A 21719-nucleotide genomic window follows, 5' to 3' on the forward strand; every position below is an offset into this window, starting at 1 on the left:
GTGAGCAGCAGGGCGGCACACAGCGTGCCGGCGCTCAGCAGCGCGGGGGCGCCCTTGCGGACGGGCATGGGACGGCATTCCTCCTGGCCGGGGGGACGGTGCAGCGATCCGTACCCGTTCGGCGGGCGGGGCTGCCCTCGTCCCCGCCTCCTCACCCGTAAGGACGCGCCCTCCCGGGTCTCCGCACGGCCCGCGAAAGGCGTTTGACCGGCCGGGCCGGGGGCGGTTGGCTGCCCGGATGAACGATCTTCGTATCGAGCGGGCGCGGAGCGGGGCGCGGCTCGCGGACTGGCGCGCCGTCCACAACACGATCGTCCCCACGGCCGTCCTCTCGCCCGACGAGGTGCGGGAGCGCGCGGGGCGCAACCGGCTGGACGTGGCCTACCTCGGGGAGGTGGTGGTGGGCTGCTCGACGGTGCGCCCGCCGGACGGGGAGACGGCGGCGGCGACCGTCATCGCCCGGACGCTGCCCGGGTTCCGGGGGCGGGGCTTCGGGACGGCGCTGTACGAGCGGGGGCTCGCGCACGCGCGGACGCTGGGCGGCGAGGGCGTGGAGACGGTGGTCCTGGCCTCGAACGAGGAGGGGCTGCGGTTCGCCCTGGCGCGGGGCTTCGTGGAGGTGGAGCGGTACGTCCTGCCGGGCGACACCGTCGCGTTCGTGGCCCTGCGGCTGGTCTGACGGACGCGGCGGGTTGATTCCGGCTCGCGGACGGGCTGGGGGGCTCCGTCCGCGAGCCGGGGTCTTGGGGGGGCTCCGCCGGTCAGGCGCGGGCGGTGACGGCCGTGGCCGAGCGGGAGCCGCCGGTGGCGAGGGCCGGTTCGGCGCGGACCGGGCCGTCGAGGAGCCGGCGCAGGAGCGCGGTGGCGCGGGCCGGGTCGCCGGCGCCGCCCTCTTCGGCGAGGAGCGTGGCGAGGACGGCGATCCGGGCCTGGGCGGCCCGGAGGGTGCCGGTGAGGAGGGCGCCTGCGGCGACCAGGTCGACCGCGCCGCCGCCGGTGTAGATCTCGGCGAGCGGGCCGGCGGGGACGCGGGTGGTGACGGTGACGAGGACGCCCCGGGCGACCGCGTCCGCGACGGCGGCGGCGACCTCCGGGGTGGCGTTGCCCGCACCGGTGGCGACGAGGACGATGCCCCGGGCGCCGGCGGCGACGGCCGCGTTCAGGAGGAGCGGGTCGCCGTCGGAGTGGTGCGTCACGATGTCGACGCGGGGCAGCGGGGCGGCACCGGTGGCGCCGGGCGCCGCCGTGCGCGCGGCGGCGGGGAGGGGCAGCGGGGCGGGGCGCTCGGGCTGCCGCTCGACGTCGACGCGGGAGAAGCCGACGCGGCCGAGGCGCTCGGCGGAGGGGTCGGAGAAGGCGTCGGCGGCGAGGGTCCGGTACTTCACGGTGCCGCGCGCCGCGTGGACGCGCCCGTCGAAGACGACGAGGACGCCGAGGTCGCGGACGGTGGAGGCGACCTGGAGCGCGTCGTACAGGTTGCCGGGGCCGTCGCCGTCGCCGGTGCCGAAGGGGCGCTGGGCGCCGGTGAGGACGACCGGGCGGGCGTCGGTGTGGTGCAGGTCCAGGAGGAAGGCCGTCTCCTCCAGGGTGTCGGTGCCGTGGGTGATCACGATGCCGTCGACGCCGGGGTCGGCGAACGTCTCGTGGACGGTGCGCAGGAGGGCGAGCTGGTGGGCCGCGGTCATGCGCGAGCTGTTGACGTTGAAGAGGTCGACGACCTCGACGGTGACGTCCTCGGGCAGGGGGGCGGTGGCCAGGACGTCGCTGCCCGAGGCGTCGGCCGCGTAGCCGGTGCCCTGCCAGCGGCTGGCGATCGTGCCGCCGGTGCTGATGACGACGATCCTGCGCGCTTCCCCGTCGTGCGTCCGCTTCATGGCTGCCGTCCTCGACTCCGTACCGACGAAAAGGGGCTCCGCCCCGTGGTGGAAGGGCCCTGCGAAGGCCTCTCCGAAGGCCCCCGAGCCCGCAAGGATAGGACAAACGGTGCGCAAGGCGATTGCCGAATGAGCCGCCGAAATGTTTCTTCGTGGCAGGATATTGCGCCATGGACCGAATCGATCTCCACATCTTGCGCGAGCTCCAGAACGACGGCCGGCTGAGCAACCAGGAGCTGGCCCAGCGGGTGGGCCTCAGCCCCTCCCCCTGTCTGCGGCGGGTGCGCCAGCTGGAGCAGGACGGGGTGATCCGGGGCTATCGGGCGATCATCGATCCGGAGGCGGTGGGGCGGGGCTTCGAGGTGCTCGTCTCGGTGGAGGTGCGGCGCGACCGGGAGACGGTGGAGGCCTTCGAGGAGGCGCTCCAGGACGTGCCGGACGTGATCGAGGCGTACCGGCTCTTCGGCAGCCCCGGCTGTCTGCTGCGGATCGCGGTGGCGGACCTGGCGGCGTACGAGCGGCTGTGGATCGAGCGGCTGACGACGCTGGCCGGGGTCACCGAGGTCAACTCCCAGATCATCATGAAGCGGATCAAGGAGCCGAAGGGGATGCCGGTGGGCGTCCGGGGCGTCTGACCCCTTCCCGGGCGGGCACGGCGGACCCGGGTGCCCGCGTATGCGAGAACGTCACGGAAACGCCTCCTCCCGGTTACACGGCGGGCCGCCCGCCCGTGCCACGCTCCCGGCTGACAAGAAGTCAACACGCGTAGAGCGCGGCGCCCTTGAGCCGGACGCCGTGCTCCGCCGCGTGCCCCCCACCGGGAAAGGGCACCCCCATGTCCGTCGCACAGCCCCGCCGCCGCAAGGTCTGGGCGGCTTCCATAGCCGCCGTCCTCGTCACCCTCACCCTCCCCGCGGTCACCGCGGCTCCCGCGAGCGCCACGACCTCCCCGTACGACAGCACGTACTACAAGGACGCGGTCGGCAAGACCGGCCCGGCGCTCAAGTCCTCGCTGCACACCATCATCAGCAGCCAGAGCAAGATCTCGTACGACGCGGTCTGGAACGCGCTGAAGACCGTCGACCAGGACCCGAACAACGCCAACAACGTGGTCCTGCTCTACAGCGGGGTCTCGCGCAGCAAGTCCCTCAACGGCGGCGCGGTGGGCAACTGGAACCGCGAGCACACCTGGGCCCAGTCCCACGGCGACTTCGGCACCTCGGCCGGCCCCGGCACCGACCTGCACCACCTGCGCGCGGCGGACGTCCAGGTCAACAGCACCCGCGGCAACAAGGACTTCGACAACGGCGGCAGCCCGGTCGGCGGCGCGCCCGGCAGCTACACGGACAGCAACTCCTTCGAGCCGCGCGACGCGGACAAGGGCGACGTGGCGCGGATGCTCCTCTACATGGCCGTCCGCTACGAGGGCGGCGACTCCTGGGCGGACCTGGAGCCCAACGAGTCGACCTCCAACGGCAGCGTCCCGTACCACGGCCGCCTCTCGGTCCTGAAGCAGTGGAACGAGCTGGACCCGCCGAGCGCCTTCGAGAAGCGGCGCAACGACATCATCTTCGGCACCTACCAGGGCAACCGGAACCCGTTCGTCGACCACCCGGAGTGGGTCGAGGCGATCTGGTAGGGCGATCAGGTCACCCCGTGCCACGCCACGAAGGCGGCGTGGCACGGGGTGACCCGTACACCTGACCGCTCCTCGCGGCTTCAAACGCGAAACTCGGAATGTTCTCACGCTTTTCGAGGACGCGAACCCCACACTCCGGAGCCGTTACCCATCCGTTATAAACGGTCATTTCGTCCGTCTCTGAGATGATTCGCCGCAGGGGGAAGCAAGGATTCGCCTAGCGAAGGCGAGAGGTGCATCTATCATATTCGGTCGCCTTGAACAACCCCTCAGGCCCAGGAAGTTCCGAGATCTTGTGGGTACCTTCGGCGCCCATGACCACTGCCCAGACCACAGCCCCCACGACGTCCCCGACCGGCGGCGTCTCCGTCGGCCCGGCCGAGATCGAGGACGGCGCCGACCTCTGGCGGATCGCCCGCGGCTCGGGAGAGCTGGACCTCAACTCGCCGTACAGCTATCTGCTGTGGTGCCGCGACTTCGCCGACACGACCGCCGTCGCCCGTGACGCCTCCGGACGCCCGGTGGGCTTCGTCACCGGCTACCTGCGGCCGGAAGCGCCGGGAACCCTCTTCGTCTGGCAGGTCGCCGTGCAGGATTCGCACCGCGGGAGCGGGGTAGCCGGGACCCTGCTCGACGCTCTGTCCGCCCGGGTGGCGGCCGAGCACGGACTCGACCGCGTGGAGGCGACCGTCACGCCGGGGAACCTGGCGTCCGACCGGATGTTCCGGTCCTACGCGCGCCGTCACGGCGCGGAGGTGACGAGGGAGATCCTCTTCCCGGCCGCCTCCTTCCCCACGGCGGGACACGAGGCCGAGGTGCTGTACCGCATCGGCCCCCTGGACTCCGCGGCCTCCTGAGCCGACCGGCGGTCCCCGCCCGCCCGCGCCCGCACCCTCGAACCACACTTGGAGAAGAGACTCCGTGACCCTGACCGACCTCGCCCCTTCCTCCGTCTTCGAGACCGTCGAATCGGAGGTCCGCAGCTACTGCCGCGCCTGGCCCGTCGTCTTCGAGCGCGCCTCCGGCAGCCGGCTGTACGACGAGCAGGGGCGGCCGTACCTCGACTTCTTCGCCGGAGCCGGCTCGCTGAACTACGGGCACAACAACCCGGCCCTCAAGCGCGCCCTCCTCGACTACCTCGCCGACGACGGCATCACCCACGGCCTCGACATGTCGACGACCGCCAAACGCGGCTTCCTGGAGGCCTTCCGCTCGGCGGTCCTGGAGCCCCGCGCCCTGCCGTACAAGGTGATGTTCCCCGGACCCACGGGCACCAACGCGGTGGAGGCGGCCCTGAAGCTCGCCCGCAAGGTCACCGGGCGCGAGACCGTCGTCTCCTTCACCAACGCCTTCCACGGGATGTCGCTCGGCTCGCTCGCCGTCACCGGCAACTCCGCCAAGCGCGCCGGGGCGGGCGTGACGCTGCCGCACGCCACCCGGATGCCCTTCGACCACTACTTCGACGGCCAGGTCCCCGACTTCCTGTGGTTCGAGCGGCTCCTGGAGGACCCCGGCTCCGGCCTCGACCACCCGGCGGCCGTCATCGTCGAGACCGTCCAGGGCGAGGGCGGGATCAACGTGGCCCGCGCCGAGTGGCTGCGCGCCCTCGCGGACCTCTGCCGCCGGCACGACATGCTCCTGATCGTCGACGACATCCAGATGGGCTGCGGACGCACCGGTGACTTCTTCTCCTTCGAGGAGGCGGGCATCACGCCCGACATCGTCACCCTGTCCAAGTCCATCAGCGGCTACGGCCTCCCCATGGCCCTCTGCCTGTTCCGCCCGGAGCTCGACCTGTGGGAGCCCGGCGAGCACAACGGCACCTTCCGCGGCAACAACCCCGCCTTCGTCACCGCCACCGCCGCCCTCGACGCGTACTGGCGCGACGGCGCCCTGCGCGAGCGCACCCTGGGCCGGGCCGACCGGGTGGAGCGCGCCCTGCTCGACCTGTGCGGGGACGACGCGCGGTCGGGCGTCGCGGTGCGCGGACGCGGCCTCGTGTGGGGCCTGGAGTTCGCCGACGGGGAGCGCGCCGGGGCCGTGTGCCGGCGGGCGTTCGAGACCGGCCTGCTCCTGGAGACGTCCGGACCGCACGGCGAGGTGGTCAAGCTGCTCCCGCCGCTGACCGCGACGGACGACGAACTCGACGAGGGCCTCGGCATCCTGGCCCGCTCCGTCCGCCACACCGCCTGATCCACCACCCCGCGGATTCCGCGAAAGGAGACCCCTGTGATCGTCCGTTCCTTCGACGAGCTGGAGAACACCGAGCGGCACGTGAGGGCCGCCTCGGGCACCTGGGAGAGCAAGCGCATCGTCCTGGCCCGTGAGCGGGTCGGCTTCTCCCTCCACGAGACGGTCCTGTACGCCGGGACCGAGACCTCCATGTGGTACGCGCACCACGTCGAGGCGGTCGTCTGCACGGCCGGCGAGGCCGAGCTCACCGACCACGAGACGGGCCTCACGCACACCATCGTGCCCGGGACGATGTACCTGCTCGACGGGCACGAGCGCCACACCCTGAAGGTCAAGCGGGACTTCCGCTGCCTGTGCGTCTTCAACCCGCCCGTCACCGGGCGCGAGGACCACGACGAGAACGGCGTCTACCCGCTGCTCACCGAGCCCGGGCCGACCGACGCGGGCGCCGCGGACGACGCCGCCTGACCCGGCGGGCCCGCACCGCGCCGAGCGCCCCCGCGCACTCCCGTACGAGACGCACGAAAGGAAGGCACACCGCCCCATGGCCTCCGCACCCACCCGCCCCGTCGACCTCTACCCCACCCGCGGCCCCCAGGAGGAGCTGATCGGCCGCAAGGACCCCGTCGTGTGGTCCGAGCCCGGTACGCCCGGCCCCTTCTGGGCGCGCGAACTGGAGGACTACGACCGCGACGGGTTCGTCACGGTGGACGAGCTCGTCACCCCCGGCGAGGTCGACGAGCTCCGGGCGGAGCTGGACCGGCTCGTCACCGACCCCGCCGTACGGACCGACGAGCGGGCGATCGTCGAGCCCGGCTCCCGGGAGATCCGCTCCGTCTTCGAGGTGCACCGGATGAGCGAGGTCTTCGGCCGGCTCGCCGAGGACCCCCGGGTCGTGGGCCGCGCCCGCCAGATCCTCGGCTCGGACGTCTACGTGCACCAGTCGCGGGTCAACGTGAAGCCGGGCTTCGGCGCCAGCGGCTTCTACTGGCACTCCGACTTCGAGACCTGGCACGCCGAGGACGGTCTGCCGCAGATGCGGACGGTCTCGGTGTCGATCGCGCTCACGCCGAACCACACCACCAACGGCAGCCTGATGATCATGCCCGGTTCGCACCGGACCTTCCTGGGCTGTGCCGGCGAGACCCCCCGGGACAACTACAAGAGGTCGCTGCAGATGCAGGACGCGGGGACCCCCTCGGACGAGACGCTCACCACCTTCGCCGAGGCGTGCGGCATCCGGCACTTCACGGGGCCCGCCGGTTCGGCCACCTGGTTCGACTGCAACGCCCTGCACGGGTCGGGCGACAACATCACCCCGTACCCCCGGAGCAATGTGTTCCTGGTCTTCAACAGCGTGGAGAACCTCCCGGAGGCGCCCTTCGCCGCCCCGGTCCGGCGCCCCTCCTTCATCGCCGCGCGCCCGTAACTCCCCCGGCGGGGCGGACGGACGGCCGGACGAGAAGACGGACGGACAGGGCCCGCACTCCGGTTCCCCGGAAGTGCGGGCCCTGTCCGTCCGTCTCCGCGTGCCGGTCGCTCACGCGGTGGCGCGCGGCTGCTCGAACATGCCCTCGCGCAGGCGGTTGAGGCTGCGGGCCAGGAGCCGCGAGACGTGCATCTGCGAGACGCCGAGCCGCTCGCCGATCTGCGCCTGGGTCAGCTCCTCGACGAAGCGGAGGTGGAGCAGCAGCCGGTCGCGCTCGCCGAGGGCCCCCACGAGCGGGGCGAGGGTGTGGAAGTCCTCGAAGAGCGCGAGCGCCGGGTCCTCCTCGCCGATGAAGTCGGCCAGGGCCGCCTCGTCCTCCTCGTCGCCGCCGTTGATCGCGGCGTCCAGCGAGGTCGAGTTGTAGCCGTTCGAGGCGATCTGGGCCTCGACCACCTCCTCCTCGGGAAGACCCATCAGCATCGCCAGCTCCGCGACCCGGGGAGCCCGGCCGAGCCGCGAACTCAGCTCGTCGGTCGCCTTCGCCAGCTCCACGCGCGCCTCCTGGAGGCGGCGGGGGACGTGCACCGCCCAGGTGGTGTCCCGGAAGAAGCGCTTGATCTCGCCCACGATGTACGGCACCGCGAAGGTGGCGAACTCCACCTCGCGCGAGAGGTCGAAGCGGTCGATCGCCTTGATCAGGCCGATCATGCCGACCTGGACGATGTCCTCCATCTCGTCGGCCCGCGCGCGGAACCGCCCCGCGGCGTACCGCACGAGCGACATGTTCATCTCGATCAGGGTGTTCCGGACGTACTGGTACGCCTCGGTGCCCTCCTCCCGCTCCGCCAGCTCGCGGAGGAACACCTTCGTCAGGGTACGGGCGTCCTGGGGCGCGACCTCGTGGGGAGCATCGAGGACCGGTAGGTCCTCACACGTACCGCTGGTCACGTACGTCGCCATCGCCTCGGCAGTCTCGGTCCGCACGCGACAACCTCCTCTTTCTCACGGTCCGTTCGGCAGTTCCGGTGCTCGTACCCCCACCTCCCGAACCCATTCCCCGAAACGGGACATCCGCTGCGGCCGGAGTGGCGTGCATCACTTCCGTACGAACGGGCAGGCGAATTGCGTCACCTGTTGATGAATCAGGAAGAAAGGGACCCGTGATGAACACTCGGAGCGACACCCGGTCCCGTACGCCGGCGGCCCCGACGGCCCGCCCCGGCGCCGGAGCGTACGGGCCGTCGCCGGTCGGTACGCCCGCTCAGGCGCGGCAGCTGGTCTGCCACACGCTCGCGGCCCTCGGCCCGCTGCCGCCGGGCCAGGTCGACGACCTGCTGCTCGTCACGTCGGAGCTGGTCACGAACGCGCACCGGCACGGGGGCGGGGTCACCGACTTCGGCATCGCCGTCGGCCCCGACCGCGTGACCGTGTCCGTGGCGGACGCCAGCGGGGAGGCGCCGCGCCACGCCCCCCGCGGCGAGCTGCGCCCCGGGGGCTTCGGCTGGCCGATCGTGCTGCGGCTGTGCCGTGAGGTCACCGTGGACACCCGGCCGGACGGCAAGACCATCCACGCGGCGGTGACGGTGGACCGGTGAACGGCGGCCGCGCCCCCGGGCGCGACGGAGGACATGACGAGAGGGGTGACCACGCCCGAAGCGTGGTCACCCCTCTCGTGTCGTTTCCCGCGCCGCGCCTCCGGGGACGGGGACGGGAACGGTGACGGTATCGGACCGTCCGTTCAGAGCAGGTCCCGCCGATCGTCCTCGGTGACCGTGGTGGGGGCGGCGACCGGGGGGACGATCATCCGGCGCCGCCGCAGCACGCTGACGTACGCCGCCGTTCCGATGATGCCCACGGCCATGAGGATCAGGCCGACCAGATCGAGGTTGACCCCCTCCATCTGCCAGTCCGACGCGAAAGTGAGAATGGCCCCCACCGCGATCAGAATGATGAAAGCTCCCAGACCCATGATTCCTCCCTAGTGGGTTGGACGGTCATCGGGTACCCCGGACCGGCGTCCTCATCCCCGATCTCCCCCCACGGGTCCGTTCGGTGACCGGGAGTCAGGAACCCGTCCGCACGGGTTCGTCCTCCTTCGGCCGGTCGGGGGCGTGCTCCGGCGGGCCGTGCAGCCGTACGGAGTCGGGGCCGGCGGCGCAGTGGCGTTCGGCCCAGGTCTCCAGGGCGGCACGGCAGGCGTGGTCGAGGCGCTGGAGTCCGGAGAGGTCCAGTTCGACCGGGCGGTCCCTCGGCAGGGATTCGAGCGTGTCGAGTATCTTCGGCAGCCGCAGGAAGGTGACGTTCCCCGACAGGCTGACGCGCACCGGTCCGTGGCCGTCGTCGGTCCGCTCGACGCGGAGGTGGGTGGCGTCCCAGGCCGCCTTGGCGACGGAGAGGGCGAGTCCGATCAGGACCCCTTCGAACATGTTGACGGTGACGATCGCCAGGGCCGTCACGACGAGGACGAGCGCCTCGCCCCGGTGGCCGCGCCACAGTGCGGCCAGCCCCTTGAAGGGGATCAGCTTCCAGCCGGCGTGGACGAGGATCCCGGCGAGCGCGGCGAGCGGCACGTACTCCAGGGTGGCGGGCAGCAGGGCGGCGAAGAGCAGCAGCCACACGCCGTGGAGCACCCGGGAGGCCTTGGTCCTGGCTCCCGCCTGGACGTTGGCCGAGCTCCGCACGATCACGGCGGTCATGGGCAGCGCGCCGAGCGCGCCGCAGAGCGTGTTGCCGACGCCCTGGGCGAGCAGCTCCCGGTCGTAGTCGGTGCGCGGTCCGTCGTGCAGCCGGTCCACGGCCGCCGCGCTGAACAGGGACTCCGCCGAGGCGATCAGCGCGAAGGCGAGGACGGTGCCGAGCAGGGCGACGTCGGCCAGGGCGGTGAAGGCGTCCGCGCCGGGCACGCGCACGGCGTCCAGGACGCCGCTCACCCGCACGGTGTCGACCGGCAGGTCGAAGAGGGCGGTGGCGAGGGCCGCGAGGAGGACCGCGACGAGCGCGCCGGGCACGGCCCGCGCCTTCGGGGGCAGGTGCCGCCAGCCCAGGATCACGAGGATCGTGCCGGCGGCGACGGCGAGCGGGACCAGGTTGGCGGGGGCGGTCAGCGCGCGCACCAGGGCGGCCGGCAGTCCGGCGAGCCGGGCGAGGCCGGAGTCGGGGGCGTCGAGCCCGGCCGCCGCGTAGAGCTGGCCGGCCACGATGACGAGGCCGATGCCGGCCAGCATGCCCTCGACGACCGAGAGGGAGATGGCCCGGAACCAGCGGCCCCATCTCAGCAGGCCCATGAGGATCTGGAGCAGCCCGGCGAGGAGCACGATGACCCCGAGCGCGGCGAGGCCGAAGGCGCGGACCGCCTCGAACACGAGGACGGTGAGGCCTGCGGCGGGTCCGGAGACCTGGAGGCTGCTGCCGCGCATCAGGCCGGTGACGATGCCGCCGACGATGCCGGTGATCAGGCCGAGTTCGGCGGGCACGCCGGAGGCGACGGCCACGCCGATGCAGAGCGGCAGCGCGACGAGGAAGACGACGAGCGAGGCCGCGAGGTCCTGTCGGAGATGGGGAAACTGCCGGAGGCGGAGCGAGGAGGGTGGCATGCGGATCTCCCCTCATGGGATCCGAGGAGCGGGGGGCGGGCCGGCGGTCGCACGGACGGACGGGGCGGGACGGAACGGCCCGTGGCAGGGCACGGCACGGCCCTCCCCGGTGTCCCACCGGCATCACGCTTCACCAAGACATGGTCAAGCGAAGACCAACGAAGGGTAATACGCACTGGTGGGCCGGATCGTGAACAACCCGGTCCCCCACGGGTGTTTCCGACTGGAACCGGACGGAAGTTGACGCGATCACCCCTGCGGAGGGCGCGCGGGGGCGCGGAACGCCGGGGCGCATCGGGTCACAGGCGCCCGCACACGCGCGCGGCGGGAGGGCGTACGGTCGCCCGGCCGGGGCTCACGCGGGTGCCGGGCCCGGTCTCACCACCGGTAGGCGGGGTACTTCGGTGCCGCGCGCCGGACGCGGGAGGCGGCGAACGCGGTGAGGACGAGCAGGACCGTGGAGCCGAGGAGGAGGGCGTCGAGGGCGACGAGCCCGAGGAGGGCGGCCGTGGCGGCGCCGACGCCGGGGCCGGAAGCGGCGGGGCGGGGGCGGCGCCGGGGCCGGAAGCCGTGTCGGGAGCGGCGGGGGCGGTGTCGGTGCTCATCCGATGCGGCGCTTCCGGGGCAGGCGGCCGTGGGCCGGGCGAAGCGGGAACGGATGGCCGTACGGGCCCCCGTGGTCGGCAGTCGGCCCGGTCCCGCGCCCGGTCCCGGTGCGGCGGCGCGACCTCCCACCACTCCAACCAGCGCTTTCGTGGCGCCGCGGGCGGGGGTCGGGGAGGATCCCGGCATGAACGAGACCCCACCCGCCGACGCGGACGGCACGACCGGCACCTCCTCCTTCCACCTCCTCCCCGGCGCCCCGGACTCCCCCGTCCTCCTCCACGTGCCGCACTCCTCCCGCGCGGTGCCCGCGGACGTGCGGGCCGGGATCCTGCTCGGCGACGACGAACTGGCCCGGGAGCTGGACCACATCACCGACGCGCACACGGCCGAGATCGCCGCCTCGGCCGCGGCGGCGGCCGGCACGGCCCCCTGGCGGTTCGTCAACCGGCTCTCCCGCCTGGTCGTCGACCCCGAGCGCTTCCCGGACGAGCGGGAGGAGATGGCGGCCGTCGGGATGGGCGCGGTGTACACGCGCACCACGCACCGGGCCGGGCTGCGGCCGGACGGGTTCGACCCGGCGCCGCTGCTCGACCGGTACTTCACGCCGTACGCGCGGGGCGTGGCGGAGGCCGTGGCCGAGCGGCTGGCGGCGACGGGCCGGGCGGTGGTGATCGACGTCCACTCGTACCCGAGCGAACCGCTGCCGTACGAACTGCACGGCGACGGCCCCCGGCCGCCGGTCTGCCTCGGCACGGACGCCTTCCACACGCCTCCGGCGCTGCTCGACGCGGCGCGGGAGGCGTTCGGCGGGTTCGGCGGGGTGGGGACGGACAGCCCCTTCGCCGGGACGTACGTGCCGCTGCCGTACTACGGCCGGGAGCCGCGGGTCCGGGCGCTGATGGTCGAGATGCGCCGGGACCTCTACATGCGCGAACCGGGCGGGGCGGCGGGGCCGGGGGCGGCGGCCCTGGGAGCGGCCCTGGCGCACCTGGTGGACGCCGTGTCCCGTACGGCCTGAGGGGTGTCCTCCACCGGCCCGGGCAGTGACATTTCCGTACCGGCGTAAAATAGGGCAAATGAGCATATCCAGATACGAGCTGGTGTTCACCGACGTCACGGGCGCCACCCAGGACGTCGTGGTGGTGGAACGCACCCTCTACAAGGGCTCCGGAGGGCATCCCATCTACACCGACCCGACCGGCATCATCCGCGCCGAGATCAGCGACCGGGGCGAGGTGCGCGTCATGCCCTCGGGAGGGCACCAGGAGCCCGCCCACGCCGTGCGCGCCCGGGCCGTGCCCGAGGGCGACGCGGAGGACCCCGCCGGTTCCGGCTCCTCCCCGCCCTCCGCCTGACACCGCGCGCTCCGGGCCCCGGTCACCCCCCGTTTTGGTTTGTCGGACGATCGTCAATACGATCCGGCGATGATCACGAGAAAACGGCTGGCGACCGGGGCCTGCGCGCTGCTCGCCGCTCTGGGCGCCGCGCTCCTGCCGACACACGCGGCCGCCGACGCGCCGGCGGCGAAGGAACCCCCCAAGGTCGAGCTGGTACTCGACGTCAGCGGCTCCATGCGGGCCAAGGACATCGACGGCAAGTCCCGCATGGCCGCCGCGAAGCAGGCCTTCAACGAGGTCCTCGACGCGGTGCCCGAGGAGGTGCGGCTGGGCATCCGGACCCTGGGCGCCGACTATCCGGGGCAGGACCGCAAGCAGGGCTGCAAGGACACCCGCCAGCTCTACCCGGTGGGTCCGCTCGACCGGACCGAGGCCAAGACCGCGGTGGCCACCCTGGCCCCCACGGGCTGGACCCCGATCGGTCCCGCGCTGCTCGGCGCGGCGAAGGACCTGGAGGGCGGCGACGCCACCCGCCGGATCGTGCTCATCACGGACGGCGAGGACACCTGCGCCCCGCTCGACCCCTGCCAGGTGGCGCGGGAGATCGCGGCGAAGGGCATCCACCTCGTCATCGACACCCTGGGCCTGGTGCCGGACGCCAAGACCCGGCAGCAGCTCACCTGCATCGCGGAGGCGACCGGCGGCACCTACACCTCGGTCCACCGCACCGAGGAACTCTCCCGCCGCGTCCGGCAGTTGGTCGACCGCGCGGCCGACCCGGTGGTCACGCCCGTCGCCGCCCGGGGCGCCGCGCGGTGCGCCGACGCGCCGGAGCTGAAGCCCGGTCTGTACACGGACCGCGAGGCCTTCGGCGAGCACCGCTGGTACCGGGTGGACCTGCTGCCCGGCCAGGAACTGCGCGCCTCCGTCAGCGTGTCGGCCGACCGCGCCGTCAACGACGACTACGGGGTGCTGCTGCGCGCCGTCACCCGCCACGGCCGGGAGATCACGCGCGGCTCCGAGGCCGGTGACGGCCGCACGGACGTCATATCGACCGGGCTGCGCTACCCGAAGCCGGAGCTGGACGGCATCGACGCCGACGACCTCAAGCCGGCCGCCGAGACGGTCTGCCTCCAGGTCAGCAACTCCTTCTCCGCTCCCCCGTCGGTCAAGACGACGCCCGGCATGCCGATCGAGCTGACCGTGGACGTCGTCGACGGCCCCGCGACCGCGTCCGACGTGGCCTCGTTCGGTCTCGGCCGGGGCTGGTGGCTGCTCGGCGGGCTGGTGCTCGCCGGCTTCCTGGCCGGTCTGATCTGGGGCTGGCTGTCCCGCTGGCGCGTCGCCGTCTGGAGGACCCACTGATGCGCACCGTACGCACGCTCGCCGCGGCCGCCCTCGCGGGCGCGGCCCTGCTCGGGCCCGCGGGTCCGGCCGCCGTCGCCGACTCGCCCTCCGCCACGGCGACCCCGGACACCCGGTCCACCGGCGGGCCGACGGAGGCGGGCACCACCTTCCGCACCGCCGCGAGGTTCCTCCCGGGGCAGCGGGCGACCGCGCAGGCCGCCACGGGCGACTACCTGTACTGGGTCTTCCCCGCGGACACCGGGCAGCGCCCGACGGTGAACGCCGCGGTCACCCTGCCGGACGCGGCCCTGCGGCACGGGCCCTCCACCTGGCGGATCGACGTGTACGACGGGCTGCGACGCCGTCAGCCGTGCATGTACGGGGCGCAGTCCCGCACGGCGGCGAAGGACGCCGCGAAGGTGGAACTCGCCTGCGTGCTGCGTCCGGTCCGCGCGTCGGCCGACGCCTGGGCGAACGACCCGCTGCCGGGCAGCTACTTCGTGCGCCTGACCGTCACGGGCCTGCCGGACGAGGACCTCGGCCAGCCGTTCGACGCCCGGCTCGGGGTGGACCTCAAGGACGAGGGCGGCGCCCACGCCACGGACGGGGCGCTCGCCGCGCCGCTCGTGCCGGGCGCGACGACCGGCCGCGAGGCGGAGGCGGACGCCGACGCGGGCCGCACGTCCGCCGTCGAGGCGGCGGCCCCGGAGGACGGCTGGTCCTCCGGCTGGTGGTCCGACCGCTGGCTCTGGAGCCTGGCGGGCGGCGTCCTCGCGGCGCTCGCGGGCATCGGCGGCTACGTCCTGACGCGCGGCGCGGGCCGCCCGTCCGGGGCCCCGCCGGTCGCCTGACCCCTCCGGATCCCGTCGAAGGCCCCCACCGCTCCGGAGCGGTGGGGGCCTTCGCACGCTTCCCGGTCGGCACCGGACCACCAGGAAGTTGACCATTCAATATAATTAGATGGATTTACGCCGTTTCCGCCCGATTCCTCTGGTAAGAGGCGTGGATAAGCGAGACGAGAGAGAGCAGGAGGGTCGACATGATCGCCCGAGAGCAGATCCACGCCGTGCTGGACCACCCCGTCTACGACGCCGAGGGCAAGAAGGTCGGCGAGGCGAAGCACATCTTCGTCGACGACGCGACCGGCCTGCCGGAGTGGGTGACGGTGAAGACCGGCATGTTCGGCACCAGTGAATCCTTCGTCCCGATCAAGGACGCGGCTCTGGTCGACGACCACCTGGAGGTCCCGTACCCCAAGTCCACCATCAAGGACGCGCCCAACGTGGACGTCGACGCCGGCGGACACCTCTCCGAGAGCGAGGAGCACCGTCTCTTCGACCACTACGGCATCGCGTGGGACGACGCCTGGCAGCAGGCCAACCAGCCCGGTGAGGGCGGCTGGGCCCACGGCGGCACCGGAACCGGCACCGGCACCGCGGCCGGGATGGAGACCGGCATGGAGACCGGCCCCATGGGCACCGAGGAGGGGTTCGCGGCGCGCGGCGCCGCCGGGCGCGCCGCGCACACCGACGACGACGCGATGACCCGCTCCGAGGAGCAGATGCACGTCGGCGTCGAGCGCACGGAGGCCGGACGGGTCAGGCTGCGCAAGTACGTGGTGACGGAAGAGGTCCAGCAGACCGTGCCCGTGCGCCACGAGGAGGTGCGGATCGAGCGGGAGCCGATCACGGACGCCAACCGTGACGAGGCCCTGTCCGGCCCGGAGATCACCGAGGCCGAGCACGAGGTCATCCTCCACGAGGAGCGCCCCGTCGTGGAGACCCGGACCGTTCCGGTGGAGCGGGTGAGCCTCAAGGCCGACGAGGTCGTGGAGGAGGAGACCGTCTCGGGCGAGGTCCGCAAGGAGGAGATCGAGGTCGAGGGCGAGGGCGTCGAGAACCCCGACGACCCCGACGCCCGCGGCCGGAAGTACTGACCGCCGGAAACACCCACCGGTGCCGTCCCGCGAGCCGGGGCGGCACCCCCCGTACGGGAGCCCCCGCTCCCCGGCGCGAAGGCGAAGTCGCGCCGCGACGGCGGCCCGCCCCTCCTCGGAGGGGCGGGCCGCCGCCTCGTCACGGGCCGCGTGCGGCACCCGTCACCGCATGCGGCGGGCGCCCTCCAGGACGGCCTGCCGGATGCGGTGGTAGGTGCCGCAGCGGCAGATGTTGCGGATCGCGTCGAGGTCGGCCTCGGTGACCTCGCGCCCCGCCTCCCGGGCCCGCCGGACCGTCGCCACCGCCGTCATGATCTGCCCCGGCTGGCAGTAGCCGCACTGGGCGACGTCGAGGTCCAGCCAGGCCTCCCGCATGGGGTGGAGTTCGCCGCCCGCCGTGTCCGGGAGGCCCTCGATGGTGGTGGCCTCGTCGAGGTGGTGACGCCCTGGCCCACCTCGGCGCGGGGCAGCGCGAGGTGGGCCGTGCCGTCGGGGTCGAGGCGGATCGTGATGAGGTGGCTGGTGGGCAGGGCGGCGAGGGTGAGCAGGTCGTTGAGGTCGAGGAGTTCGGCCGGGCCCGGGGGCGAGGGGACGAGCGCCGGGGCCGCCGCGGCCTCGCGGGGCGCGAGGGCCTCGGCGCCGAGCTGCGCGGCGACGGTGAGGGTGGGGGCGGCGAGGACGTACCCGAGGAAACGGCGCCGACCAGTGCCGGTGCCGCGGCCGATGTTGGTGCCGCGGCCGATGCCGCCGCTGGTGCCGTGGCCGTCGCCGGTGTACGGCCCGTCGGCGCCGCTCGCGTGGTGCTCGTCCCGCCCCGGGCGGCGCCTTGTCATCCGGTTGCCCTTCGCCACGGCCCCGGCCCGTACCGCAGGGGCACCTCGAATGCGGTGATCATCGCTCATGCGGGCGGCCCGCGGGGAGTGTTCGGAGGACACGGCCGTAGGGTGCCGCCATGACCGAAGCCGCACGCCTCACCGCCGTCCGCCGCTCGTACGACACCGTCGCCGCCGACTACGAGCGGCTGCTCGCCGACCAGTTGGACGCGGTCCCGCTGGACCGGGCGGTGATGGCCGGGTTCGCGGAGGAGGTGGAGCGGGCCGGCGGGCCCCGTACGATCGGGGACCTCGGCTGCGGGACGGGACGGGTGACGTCCCATCTGCGGAGCATCGGCGCCGAGGCCTTCGGGGTGGACCTGTCGCCGGGCATGATCGCGGTCGCCCGCGCGACCCACCCGGGACTGCGCTTCGAGGTGGGGTCGACCACGGCGCTCGACCTGCCGGACGCCTCGCTGGGCGGGGTCCTGTCCTGGTACGCGACGGTGCACATGCCGGAGGATGAACTCACCTCCTCCTTCGCGGAGTTCCACCGGGCCCTCGCACCGGGCGGACGGCTCCTGCTCGCCTTCAAGGTGGGGGACGGGCGGGTACGGCTCGGGCGGGCGTACGGGCACGAGGTCGCCCTCGACGTGTACCGCCGGTCACCCGACCGTCTCGCGGAGCTCCTCGCCGAGGCCGGTCTCGTCGAGTCGGCCCGCCTGGTGCGGGAGCCGGACCCCCTGGAGAAGACGCCGCAGGGCTTCCTCCTGGCGCGCAAGCCGCGCGACTGAGCCGAACCGGGGGCGCGCGCCGCACCGGTCCTCCGCCCCGCCCCGGAGCCCGGCGGCCTTCCGGAGAGCCGCCCCGCTCCTGAGCTGGGCGCGGGAGATCCGGGCGCGCTGGCCGCCGCCCGCGATCAGGGCGTTGACGGAGGCCATCGGGTCCGCGCCGACCGACCGGGCGAGCAGGGCGCCGACGAGCACCGGGCCGAGGGCCACCGCGAGGGCGGTGCCGGTGGCGGTGACGTGCTGGAGGGGGCGGGTGCGCCGGGCTTCGGAGGTCATGGTCCCAGTCCAGCAGCGGGCGGAAGCCGCCGTATCGGTCGGCGTACTCAGACGTCCGCACCCCGCTACTCAGGTTCCGGCCGTGCGGGCCCGCCGGCCCGCCCCGGCGTACCGTGGGCGGCGACCGTACGAGCACGAAGGAGCCCCGCCGCCATGGCCGACTACCGGATCGAGACCGTCCGCACCGGGTACCGGAACTGGACCGCCCGCAACGACCGGGGCGCGGAGGTGCGGATGGCCACCGCGGACGACGACGGCGCCCAGCCCTCGTTCACGCCGGTCGAGCTGCTGCTCGCCGCGATGGGCGGCTGCGGCGGGCTGGTGATCGACCGGACCGCGCGGGCGGTGGACCACGACGACCTGCGGATCGTGGTGGAGTCGGTCTCCGGCCCCGAGGACGACGGCCGGATCGGCCGGATCAGGGTCAGCTACGAGTTCGACCTGCCGGACGGCAACCCGAAGGCGGCGGAGGTGTTCGCGCGCGGGGTGCGCCTGACGCACGAGAAGTTCTGCACGGTGAGCCGGACCGTGGAGCACGGCGCGCGCGTCGAGGCGGTCCTGCCGGACGGCACGGTCGGCTTCGAGGGCTGAGCCGCGGCGGCCCGGGGCCCGCCCGGTGGACGGGCCCCGGGTCCGTCACTCCTCGATCGCGCCGCCGATCCGGCGCAGATGCCGCCGGAAGGTGTACGAGGGGTCCTCGGCCCGGCCCGCCAGATAGGCGTCGAAGCGGGTCTGGTCGCGCAGGGTCTCCCCCGCCTCGACGCGCCGGGCCTGCTCCCGCTCGGTGCGGAAGAGGGACCGGGCGGTCTCCAGGACGGCCCCGGCCCGGTCGGCCGCCACGAACAGCACCCCGTCGTCGTCGCCGAACACGACGTCGTCCCGGGTCACCTCGTGCTCCCCGAACCGCGCGGAGCGCAGCGCGTCCGGTTCGCGGGGGTCGAGGCGTACGGGGCCGGGGGCGTGGCGGCCGTACGAGAAGACGGGCAGTCCGATCCGGACGAGGTCCGGGGTGTCGCGGTGCAGTCCCCAGACGACGACCCCGGCGACGCCCGCGGCCCGGGCCTCCAGGACGGCGAGGTCCCCGACGCAGGCCTCGTCGCGGCGGCCGGCGTTGTCGATGACGAGGACGTCCCCGGGCTCCGCGCGCGTGAAGGCCTCCAGGAAGACGTCGACGCTTCCGTAGTGCCGGACGGGGAGCGCCCGTCCGGCGACCCGCTGCCCGTCGGTGACGGGCAGCACCCCGGCGGGCGCGGCGCGCAGCGGTTCCCCGAGCCGCACGCAGGCGTCGGCGACCAGGGGCGTGGAGAGCTCGGCGAAGCCGGCGAGGTCCTTCGGCATCGGGCGTTCCGTTCCGTGAGGGGAAGGGCGGGCCCCCGTGATGCTAGAGGGTGTGCCCCGGACGGACGACCGTTCCGGCCGCCCGGCATGCGGGCGGGACCGCGCCTTCCTACGATCGGTGGAGGGACACGTCTCTCTGCTCTGTCCGAGCGGAACGGGAGCGAGGGAACATGGCAACCGAGGACGCCGCACCCCAGGACCGGCCGGCGGATCTGAAGCACGACGCGATCGGCTTCGTGGACGCGCTCGTCATCGGGCTCAACTCCACCTCCCCCGCGTACTCCATCGCCGCCGTCATCGGCCCGATCGTCGCGCTCGCGGGGATCTACGCGCCCGGGGTGATGGTCGCGTCCTTCGTCCCGATGCTGCTGATCGCGTCGGCGTTCTACTACCTGAACAAGGTCGACCAGGACTGCGGCACGACCTTCTCGTGGGTCACGCGCGCGATGGGGCCCTGGGCGGGCTGGCTGGGCGGCTGGGCCATCGCGATGACCGGCGTCCTGGTCGTCGGCTCGCTCGCCGACGTGGCCGTGAGCTTCGGGCTGCTCGCCGTCGGCCTCGACGGCTGGGTGGAGAACGCGTTCGTGCGCCAGCTGCTCACCGTGCTGCTCATCCTCGGGATGACGGCCGTGTGCGTCATCGGCACCGAGCTGTCGGCCAAGGTGCAGAACGTGCTGATCCTGGCCCAGGTCGTCTTCCTGCTCGTCTTCGTGTGCGTGGCGCTGGCCAAGGTGTACGCCGGGACCAGCGCGTACGACTCGGTGGAGCCGTCGTTCGACTGGCTGAACCCGTTCGGCGCCGGCGGCGCGGCCCTCACCGGCGGGCTGCTGCTCGGCGTCTTCATCTACTGGGGCTGGGAGTCGGCGGTCAACCTCACCGAGGAGGTCGAGGACTCCGCGACCGCCCCCGGCAAGGCGGGCCTGTGGTCGACGGTGATCCTGCTCGTGACCTACGTGTCCGTGGGGTTCGCGGTGGTGGCCTACGCCGGTCCCGCGTTCCTCGCCGAGAACGCCGGCGAGGAGGAGTTCGTCTTCGCCCAGCTCGCCGGGGACGTCCTGGGCGGCTGGGACTGGGTGCTGCTGCTCGCCGTGTGCACGTCGGCGATCGCCTCGACCCAGACCACGATCATCCCGGCCTCCCGGACCGCCCTGTCGATGGCCCGCCGCCGGGCGCTGCCCGCCTACTACGGCCACATCAGCCCGCGCTTCCGCACCCCCGACGTCAGTACGTGGTGGGTCGCCGGGATCGCCATCGTCTGGTACCTGACCGTGAACCAGATCAGCGAGAACGCGCTCCTCGACTCGCTCACCGCGCTCTCGCTGCTCATCGCCTTCTACTACGCGCTCACCGGGGTGGCCTGCGCGGTCTACTACCGCCGCCACCTCTTCGAGAGCCTGCACAACTTCCTGCTGATCGGGCTCGGCCCGCTGGTGGGCGCGGGGCTGCTGACGTGGCTGCTCGTGCGGTCCGTCGCCGACATGTCCGACCCGGCGAACTCGTACAGCGGCAGCTCGTGGCTCGGTCTCGGCCCACCGCTCGTCATCGGCCTCGGCATCGCCGCCGTCGGGGTGGTCGTCATGATCGTGTGGCGGCTGCGGGCGCCCGCGTTCTGGGACGAACGCCCGGGGGTGGCCGATCCGGACGTGGTCCGGGGCATCCGGGGCGGCGGGGACGGTCACGGAGGGAAGGGCTGAGATGTCGATCGTGCTCGGGTACGACGAGTCGCCGGGGGCCACCCGCGCGCTGCGGATCGCGGTCGAGGTGGCGGCCGCCTTCGACGAGACGCTCGTCCTGGTCTACGGCGCGGCGGCCCCCGGCCCCACCGGGGAGGAGTACCGCTCCCACCGCGACGCCGTCCGGCAGGCCGGCCGCACCGGTCTCGAACACGCGGTCGCGGAGGCCGACCGGGCGGGCGTGCCGACCGTCGTCGAGGTGATCGACGAGAAGCCGGCCCAGGCCCTCATCGACGCGGCGACCCGGCACGCGGCCCGGGCCATCGTGGTCGGCAGCTGGAGCGAGAGCCCGATCCGCGGCGCCCTCCTCGGCTCCACCCCGCACAAGCTGCTCCACATGTCGACGGTGCCGGTGCTCTGCGTGCCGCCGGAGGAGTGACGTCCGCCCGGGTGGGGGAAGCGCGGGGAGCGACCGGGCGCGCGCCCGGGAGGGAGGGGCGGGCATGACGGCCGGCTGGGTGTGGGACGAGACGCTGTTCGCGGGCGCGGCCCCGTACTACGGGCGCGGGAGGCTGCCCTACGCGCCGGGGCTCGTGGACGTCCTCGCCGGGGTGCTGGGCCTCGACGGGCGGGGGCGCCTCCTCGACGTGGGGTGCGGGCCGGGCACCCTCGCCCTGCCGCTCGCGCACCTCTTCGAGGAGGTCGTCGGGGTGGACCCCGACGGCGGGATGCTCGCCGAGGCCCGGCGCGGGGCGGAGGCGGCGGGGGCCGGCGGGGGGACCCGGGGGGGGCGGATGCGGGCCGGGGGGGTGCCGGGCGGGTGGGGGGGGGTGGGCGGGGGGGCCCTCGGGCAATCCTTCCCCCTGGTGGGCCCG

Annotated in this window: 24 protein-coding genes and 2 pseudogenes; 18 read left to right on the forward strand and 8 right to left on the reverse strand. The window is 73.6% G+C overall.

The annotated features are described in order from the left end of the window. The first annotated feature begins 238 nt into the window (after positions 1-238). Entirely contained in the window at positions 239-679 is a 441-nt protein-coding gene (locus tag ADL08_RS02340) for a GNAT family N-acetyltransferase (RefSeq protein ID WP_053640329.1), read from the forward strand. Positions 680-761: 82 nt separating this feature from the next. Here ADL08_RS02340 and ADL08_RS02345 read toward each other — a convergent pair whose 3' ends face one another. Beyond that, positions 762-1874, reverse strand: coding sequence for an asparaginase (locus ADL08_RS02345; protein WP_053640330.1), 1113 nt, complete (start codon positions 1872-1874; stop codon positions 762-764). Between the two features lie 170 nt (positions 1875-2044). Between ADL08_RS02345 and ADL08_RS02350 the strand changes: the two genes are divergently transcribed. The 6 genes from ADL08_RS02350 (at position 2045) to thpD (ending at position 7135) form a co-directional block, all read left to right on the forward strand. Then, a complete protein-coding gene (locus ADL08_RS02350; RefSeq protein ID WP_053640331.1) occupies positions 2045-2509 on the forward strand; it encodes an Lrp/AsnC family transcriptional regulator in 465 nt (154 codons plus the stop codon). A 200-nt stretch (positions 2510-2709) separates the two neighbouring features. Then, entirely contained in the window at positions 2710-3513 is an 804-nt protein-coding gene (locus ADL08_RS02355; protein ID WP_053640332.1) for an endonuclease I family protein, read from the forward strand. A 314-nt stretch (positions 3514-3827) separates the two neighbouring features. Continuing rightward, positions 3828-4370 (forward strand): diaminobutyrate acetyltransferase, encoded by a 543-nt coding sequence (gene ectA, locus ADL08_RS02360; RefSeq protein WP_053640333.1) that lies wholly within the window; start codon positions 3828-3830, stop codon positions 4368-4370. Positions 4371-4440: 70 nt separating this feature from the next. Then, complete coding sequence (gene ectB, locus ADL08_RS02365; protein ID WP_420709673.1) at positions 4441-5706, forward strand: diaminobutyrate--2-oxoglutarate transaminase; 1266 nt, start codon at positions 4441-4443, stop codon at positions 5704-5706. Between the two features lie 36 nt (positions 5707-5742). Continuing rightward, on the forward strand, positions 5743-6174 hold the full coding sequence (locus ADL08_RS02370) for an ectoine synthase (protein ID WP_053640335.1): 432 nt from the start codon (positions 5743-5745) through the stop codon (positions 6172-6174). 76 nt (positions 6175-6250) lie between these two features. After that, the gene (gene thpD, locus ADL08_RS02375) at positions 6251-7135 is read left to right on the forward strand and encodes an ectoine hydroxylase (protein ID WP_053640336.1); all 885 of its coding nucleotides are present in this window, start codon (positions 6251-6253) and stop codon (positions 7133-7135) included. A gap of 111 nt (positions 7136-7246) precedes the next feature. On the opposite strand, the gene ADL08_RS02380 is transcribed toward thpD, so the two are convergent. Beyond that, entirely contained in the window at positions 7247-8095 is an 849-nt protein-coding gene (locus tag ADL08_RS02380) for an RNA polymerase sigma factor SigF (RefSeq protein WP_053640351.1), read from the reverse strand. Positions 8096-8298: 203 nt separating this feature from the next. Between ADL08_RS02380 and ADL08_RS02385 the strand changes: the two genes are divergently transcribed. Then, positions 8299-8730 (forward strand): ATP-binding protein, encoded by a 432-nt coding sequence (locus tag ADL08_RS02385; protein WP_053640352.1) that lies wholly within the window; start codon positions 8299-8301, stop codon positions 8728-8730. Between the two features lie 143 nt (positions 8731-8873). On the opposite strand, the gene ADL08_RS02390 is transcribed toward ADL08_RS02385, so the two are convergent. The 3 genes from ADL08_RS02390 to ADL08_RS37500 all read right to left on the reverse strand — a co-directional run bounded on the left by ADL08_RS02390 (position 8874) and on the right by ADL08_RS37500 (position 11463). Next, positions 8874-9104: a DUF6458 family protein gene (locus ADL08_RS02390; RefSeq protein ID WP_053640337.1), complete on the reverse strand. Its 231-nt coding sequence runs from the start codon at positions 9102-9104 to the stop codon at positions 8874-8876. A gap of 94 nt (positions 9105-9198) precedes the next feature. After that, complete coding sequence (locus ADL08_RS02395) at positions 9199-10728, reverse strand: SulP family inorganic anion transporter (RefSeq protein WP_053640338.1); 1530 nt, start codon at positions 10726-10728, stop codon at positions 9199-9201. A 378-nt stretch (positions 10729-11106) separates the two neighbouring features. Further along, positions 11107-11463, reverse strand: a complete 357-nt coding sequence (locus tag ADL08_RS37500) for a hypothetical protein (RefSeq protein ID WP_199836937.1) — start codon at positions 11461-11463, stop codon at positions 11107-11109. Positions 11464-11518: 55 nt separating this feature from the next. Here ADL08_RS37500 and ADL08_RS02405 point away from each other — a divergent pair, with 55 nt between their 5' ends. The 5 genes from ADL08_RS02405 (at position 11519) to ADL08_RS02425 (ending at position 15954) form a co-directional block, all read left to right on the forward strand. Further along, the gene (locus ADL08_RS02405) at positions 11519-12352 is read left to right on the forward strand and encodes an N-formylglutamate amidohydrolase (RefSeq protein WP_053640340.1); all 834 of its coding nucleotides are present in this window, start codon (positions 11519-11521) and stop codon (positions 12350-12352) included. 58 nt (positions 12353-12410) lie between these two features. Beyond that, entirely contained in the window at positions 12411-12689 is a 279-nt protein-coding gene (locus tag ADL08_RS02410; protein WP_053640341.1) for a DUF6296 family protein, read from the forward strand. Positions 12690-12758: 69 nt separating this feature from the next. Further along, positions 12759-14036: a VWA domain-containing protein gene (locus tag ADL08_RS02415; protein ID WP_053640342.1), complete on the forward strand. Its 1278-nt coding sequence runs from the start codon at positions 12759-12761 to the stop codon at positions 14034-14036. Beyond that, positions 14036-14869, forward strand: a complete 834-nt coding sequence (locus ADL08_RS02420; protein ID WP_053640343.1) for a hypothetical protein — start codon at positions 14036-14038, stop codon at positions 14867-14869. Before ADL08_RS02415 ends, ADL08_RS02420 begins: the two co-directional genes overlap by 1 nt. Before the next feature lie 188 nt (positions 14870-15057). Further along, complete coding sequence (locus tag ADL08_RS02425) at positions 15058-15954, forward strand: PRC and DUF2382 domain-containing protein (RefSeq protein WP_053640344.1); 897 nt, start codon at positions 15058-15060, stop codon at positions 15952-15954. A gap of 162 nt (positions 15955-16116) precedes the next feature. On the opposite strand, the pseudogene ADL08_RS34995 reads toward ADL08_RS02425, so the two are convergent. Then, positions 16117-16386: pseudogene (locus tag ADL08_RS34995) on the reverse strand ((2Fe-2S)-binding protein); the annotation flags it as partial. After that, positions 16383-16697, reverse strand: a pseudogene (locus tag ADL08_RS02430) (xanthine dehydrogenase family protein molybdopterin-binding subunit); the annotation flags it as partial. The pseudogenes ADL08_RS34995 and ADL08_RS02430, both read right to left, overlap by 4 nt. A gap of 209 nt (positions 16698-16906) precedes the next feature. On the opposite strand from ADL08_RS02430, the gene ADL08_RS02435 reads away from it, so the two are divergent. Continuing rightward, positions 16907-17560, forward strand: a complete 654-nt coding sequence (locus ADL08_RS02435) for a class I SAM-dependent DNA methyltransferase (RefSeq protein ID WP_053640346.1) — start codon at positions 16907-16909, stop codon at positions 17558-17560. 426 nt (positions 17561-17986) lie between these two features. Then, the gene (locus ADL08_RS02445) at positions 17987-18424 is read left to right on the forward strand and encodes an OsmC family protein (protein ID WP_053640347.1); all 438 of its coding nucleotides are present in this window, start codon (positions 17987-17989) and stop codon (positions 18422-18424) included. Between the two features lie 45 nt (positions 18425-18469). Here the strand turns inward: ADL08_RS02445 and ADL08_RS02450 are convergent, their stop codons facing one another. Next, positions 18470-19171 carry an RraA family protein gene (locus ADL08_RS02450; protein ID WP_053640348.1) on the reverse strand — a complete coding sequence of 234 codons (702 nt, stop codon included), beginning with the start codon at positions 19169-19171 and terminating at the stop codon, positions 18470-18472. Positions 19172-19341: 170 nt separating this feature from the next. Between ADL08_RS02450 and ADL08_RS02455 the strand changes: the two genes are divergently transcribed. From ADL08_RS02455 to ADL08_RS02465, 3 genes are all read left to right on the forward strand, one after another. Next, on the forward strand, positions 19342-20865 hold the full coding sequence (locus tag ADL08_RS02455; protein ID WP_053640349.1) for an APC family permease: 1524 nt from the start codon (positions 19342-19344) through the stop codon (positions 20863-20865). 1 nt (position 20866) lies between these two features. After that, positions 20867-21283 (forward strand): universal stress protein, encoded by a 417-nt coding sequence (locus ADL08_RS02460; RefSeq protein WP_053640350.1) that lies wholly within the window; start codon positions 20867-20869, stop codon positions 21281-21283. Positions 21284-21347: 64 nt separating this feature from the next. Then, a partial coding sequence (locus ADL08_RS02465; protein WP_159048486.1) for a class I SAM-dependent methyltransferase occupies positions 21348-21719 on the forward strand: 372 nt, incomplete at its 3' end.

The sequence above is a fragment of the Streptomyces sp. NRRL F-6492 genome, from assembly GCF_001280125.1.
In the GTDB taxonomy this organism is placed as follows: domain Bacteria; phylum Actinomycetota; class Actinomycetes; order Streptomycetales; family Streptomycetaceae; genus Streptomyces.

What these genes read in the sequence shown, in the direction of transcription:
- thpD (WP_053640336.1), top strand. Translation starts at nt 6,251, where the DNA reads ATGGCCTCCGCACCCACCCGCCCCGTCGACCTCTACCCCACCCGCGGC.
- ADL08_RS02380 (WP_053640351.1), bottom strand. Translation starts at nt 8,095, where the DNA reads ATGGCGACGTACGTGACCAGCGGTACGTGTGAGGACCTACCGGTCCTC.
- ADL08_RS02450 (WP_053640348.1), bottom strand. Translation starts at nt 19,171, where the DNA reads ATGCCGAAGGACCTCGCCGGCTTCGCCGAGCTCTCCACGCCCCTGGTC.
- ADL08_RS02425 (WP_053640344.1), top strand. Translation starts at nt 15,058, where the DNA reads ATGATCGCCCGAGAGCAGATCCACGCCGTGCTGGACCACCCCGTCTAC.
- ADL08_RS02390 (WP_053640337.1), bottom strand. Translation starts at nt 9,104, where the DNA reads ATGGGTCTGGGAGCTTTCATCATTCTGATCGCGGTGGGGGCCATTCTC.
- ADL08_RS02385 (WP_053640352.1), top strand. Translation starts at nt 8,299, where the DNA reads ATGAACACTCGGAGCGACACCCGGTCCCGTACGCCGGCGGCCCCGACG.
- ADL08_RS02420 (WP_053640343.1), top strand. Translation starts at nt 14,036, where the DNA reads ATGCGCACCGTACGCACGCTCGCCGCGGCCGCCCTCGCGGGCGCGGCC.
- ADL08_RS02445 (WP_053640347.1), top strand. Translation starts at nt 17,987, where the DNA reads ATGGCCGACTACCGGATCGAGACCGTCCGCACCGGGTACCGGAACTGG.
- ADL08_RS02345 (WP_053640330.1), bottom strand. Translation starts at nt 1,874, where the DNA reads ATGAAGCGGACGCACGACGGGGAAGCGCGCAGGATCGTCGTCATCAGC.
- ADL08_RS02460 (WP_053640350.1), top strand. Translation starts at nt 20,867, where the DNA reads ATGTCGATCGTGCTCGGGTACGACGAGTCGCCGGGGGCCACCCGCGCG.
- ADL08_RS02410 (WP_053640341.1), top strand. Translation starts at nt 12,411, where the DNA reads ATGAGCATATCCAGATACGAGCTGGTGTTCACCGACGTCACGGGCGCC.
- ADL08_RS02455 (WP_053640349.1), top strand. Translation starts at nt 19,342, where the DNA reads ATGGCAACCGAGGACGCCGCACCCCAGGACCGGCCGGCGGATCTGAAG.
- ADL08_RS02395 (WP_053640338.1), bottom strand. Translation starts at nt 10,728, where the DNA reads ATGCCACCCTCCTCGCTCCGCCTCCGGCAGTTTCCCCATCTCCGACAG.
- ADL08_RS02415 (WP_053640342.1), top strand. Translation starts at nt 12,759, where the DNA reads ATGATCACGAGAAAACGGCTGGCGACCGGGGCCTGCGCGCTGCTCGCC.
- ADL08_RS02435 (WP_053640346.1), top strand. Translation starts at nt 16,907, where the DNA reads ATGACCGAAGCCGCACGCCTCACCGCCGTCCGCCGCTCGTACGACACC.
- ADL08_RS02350 (WP_053640331.1), top strand. Translation starts at nt 2,045, where the DNA reads ATGGACCGAATCGATCTCCACATCTTGCGCGAGCTCCAGAACGACGGC.
- ADL08_RS02405 (WP_053640340.1), top strand. Translation starts at nt 11,519, where the DNA reads ATGAACGAGACCCCACCCGCCGACGCGGACGGCACGACCGGCACCTCC.
- ADL08_RS02355 (WP_053640332.1), top strand. Translation starts at nt 2,710, where the DNA reads ATGTCCGTCGCACAGCCCCGCCGCCGCAAGGTCTGGGCGGCTTCCATA.
- ectA (WP_053640333.1), top strand. Translation starts at nt 3,828, where the DNA reads ATGACCACTGCCCAGACCACAGCCCCCACGACGTCCCCGACCGGCGGC.
- ADL08_RS02340 (WP_053640329.1), top strand. Translation starts at nt 239, where the DNA reads ATGAACGATCTTCGTATCGAGCGGGCGCGGAGCGGGGCGCGGCTCGCG.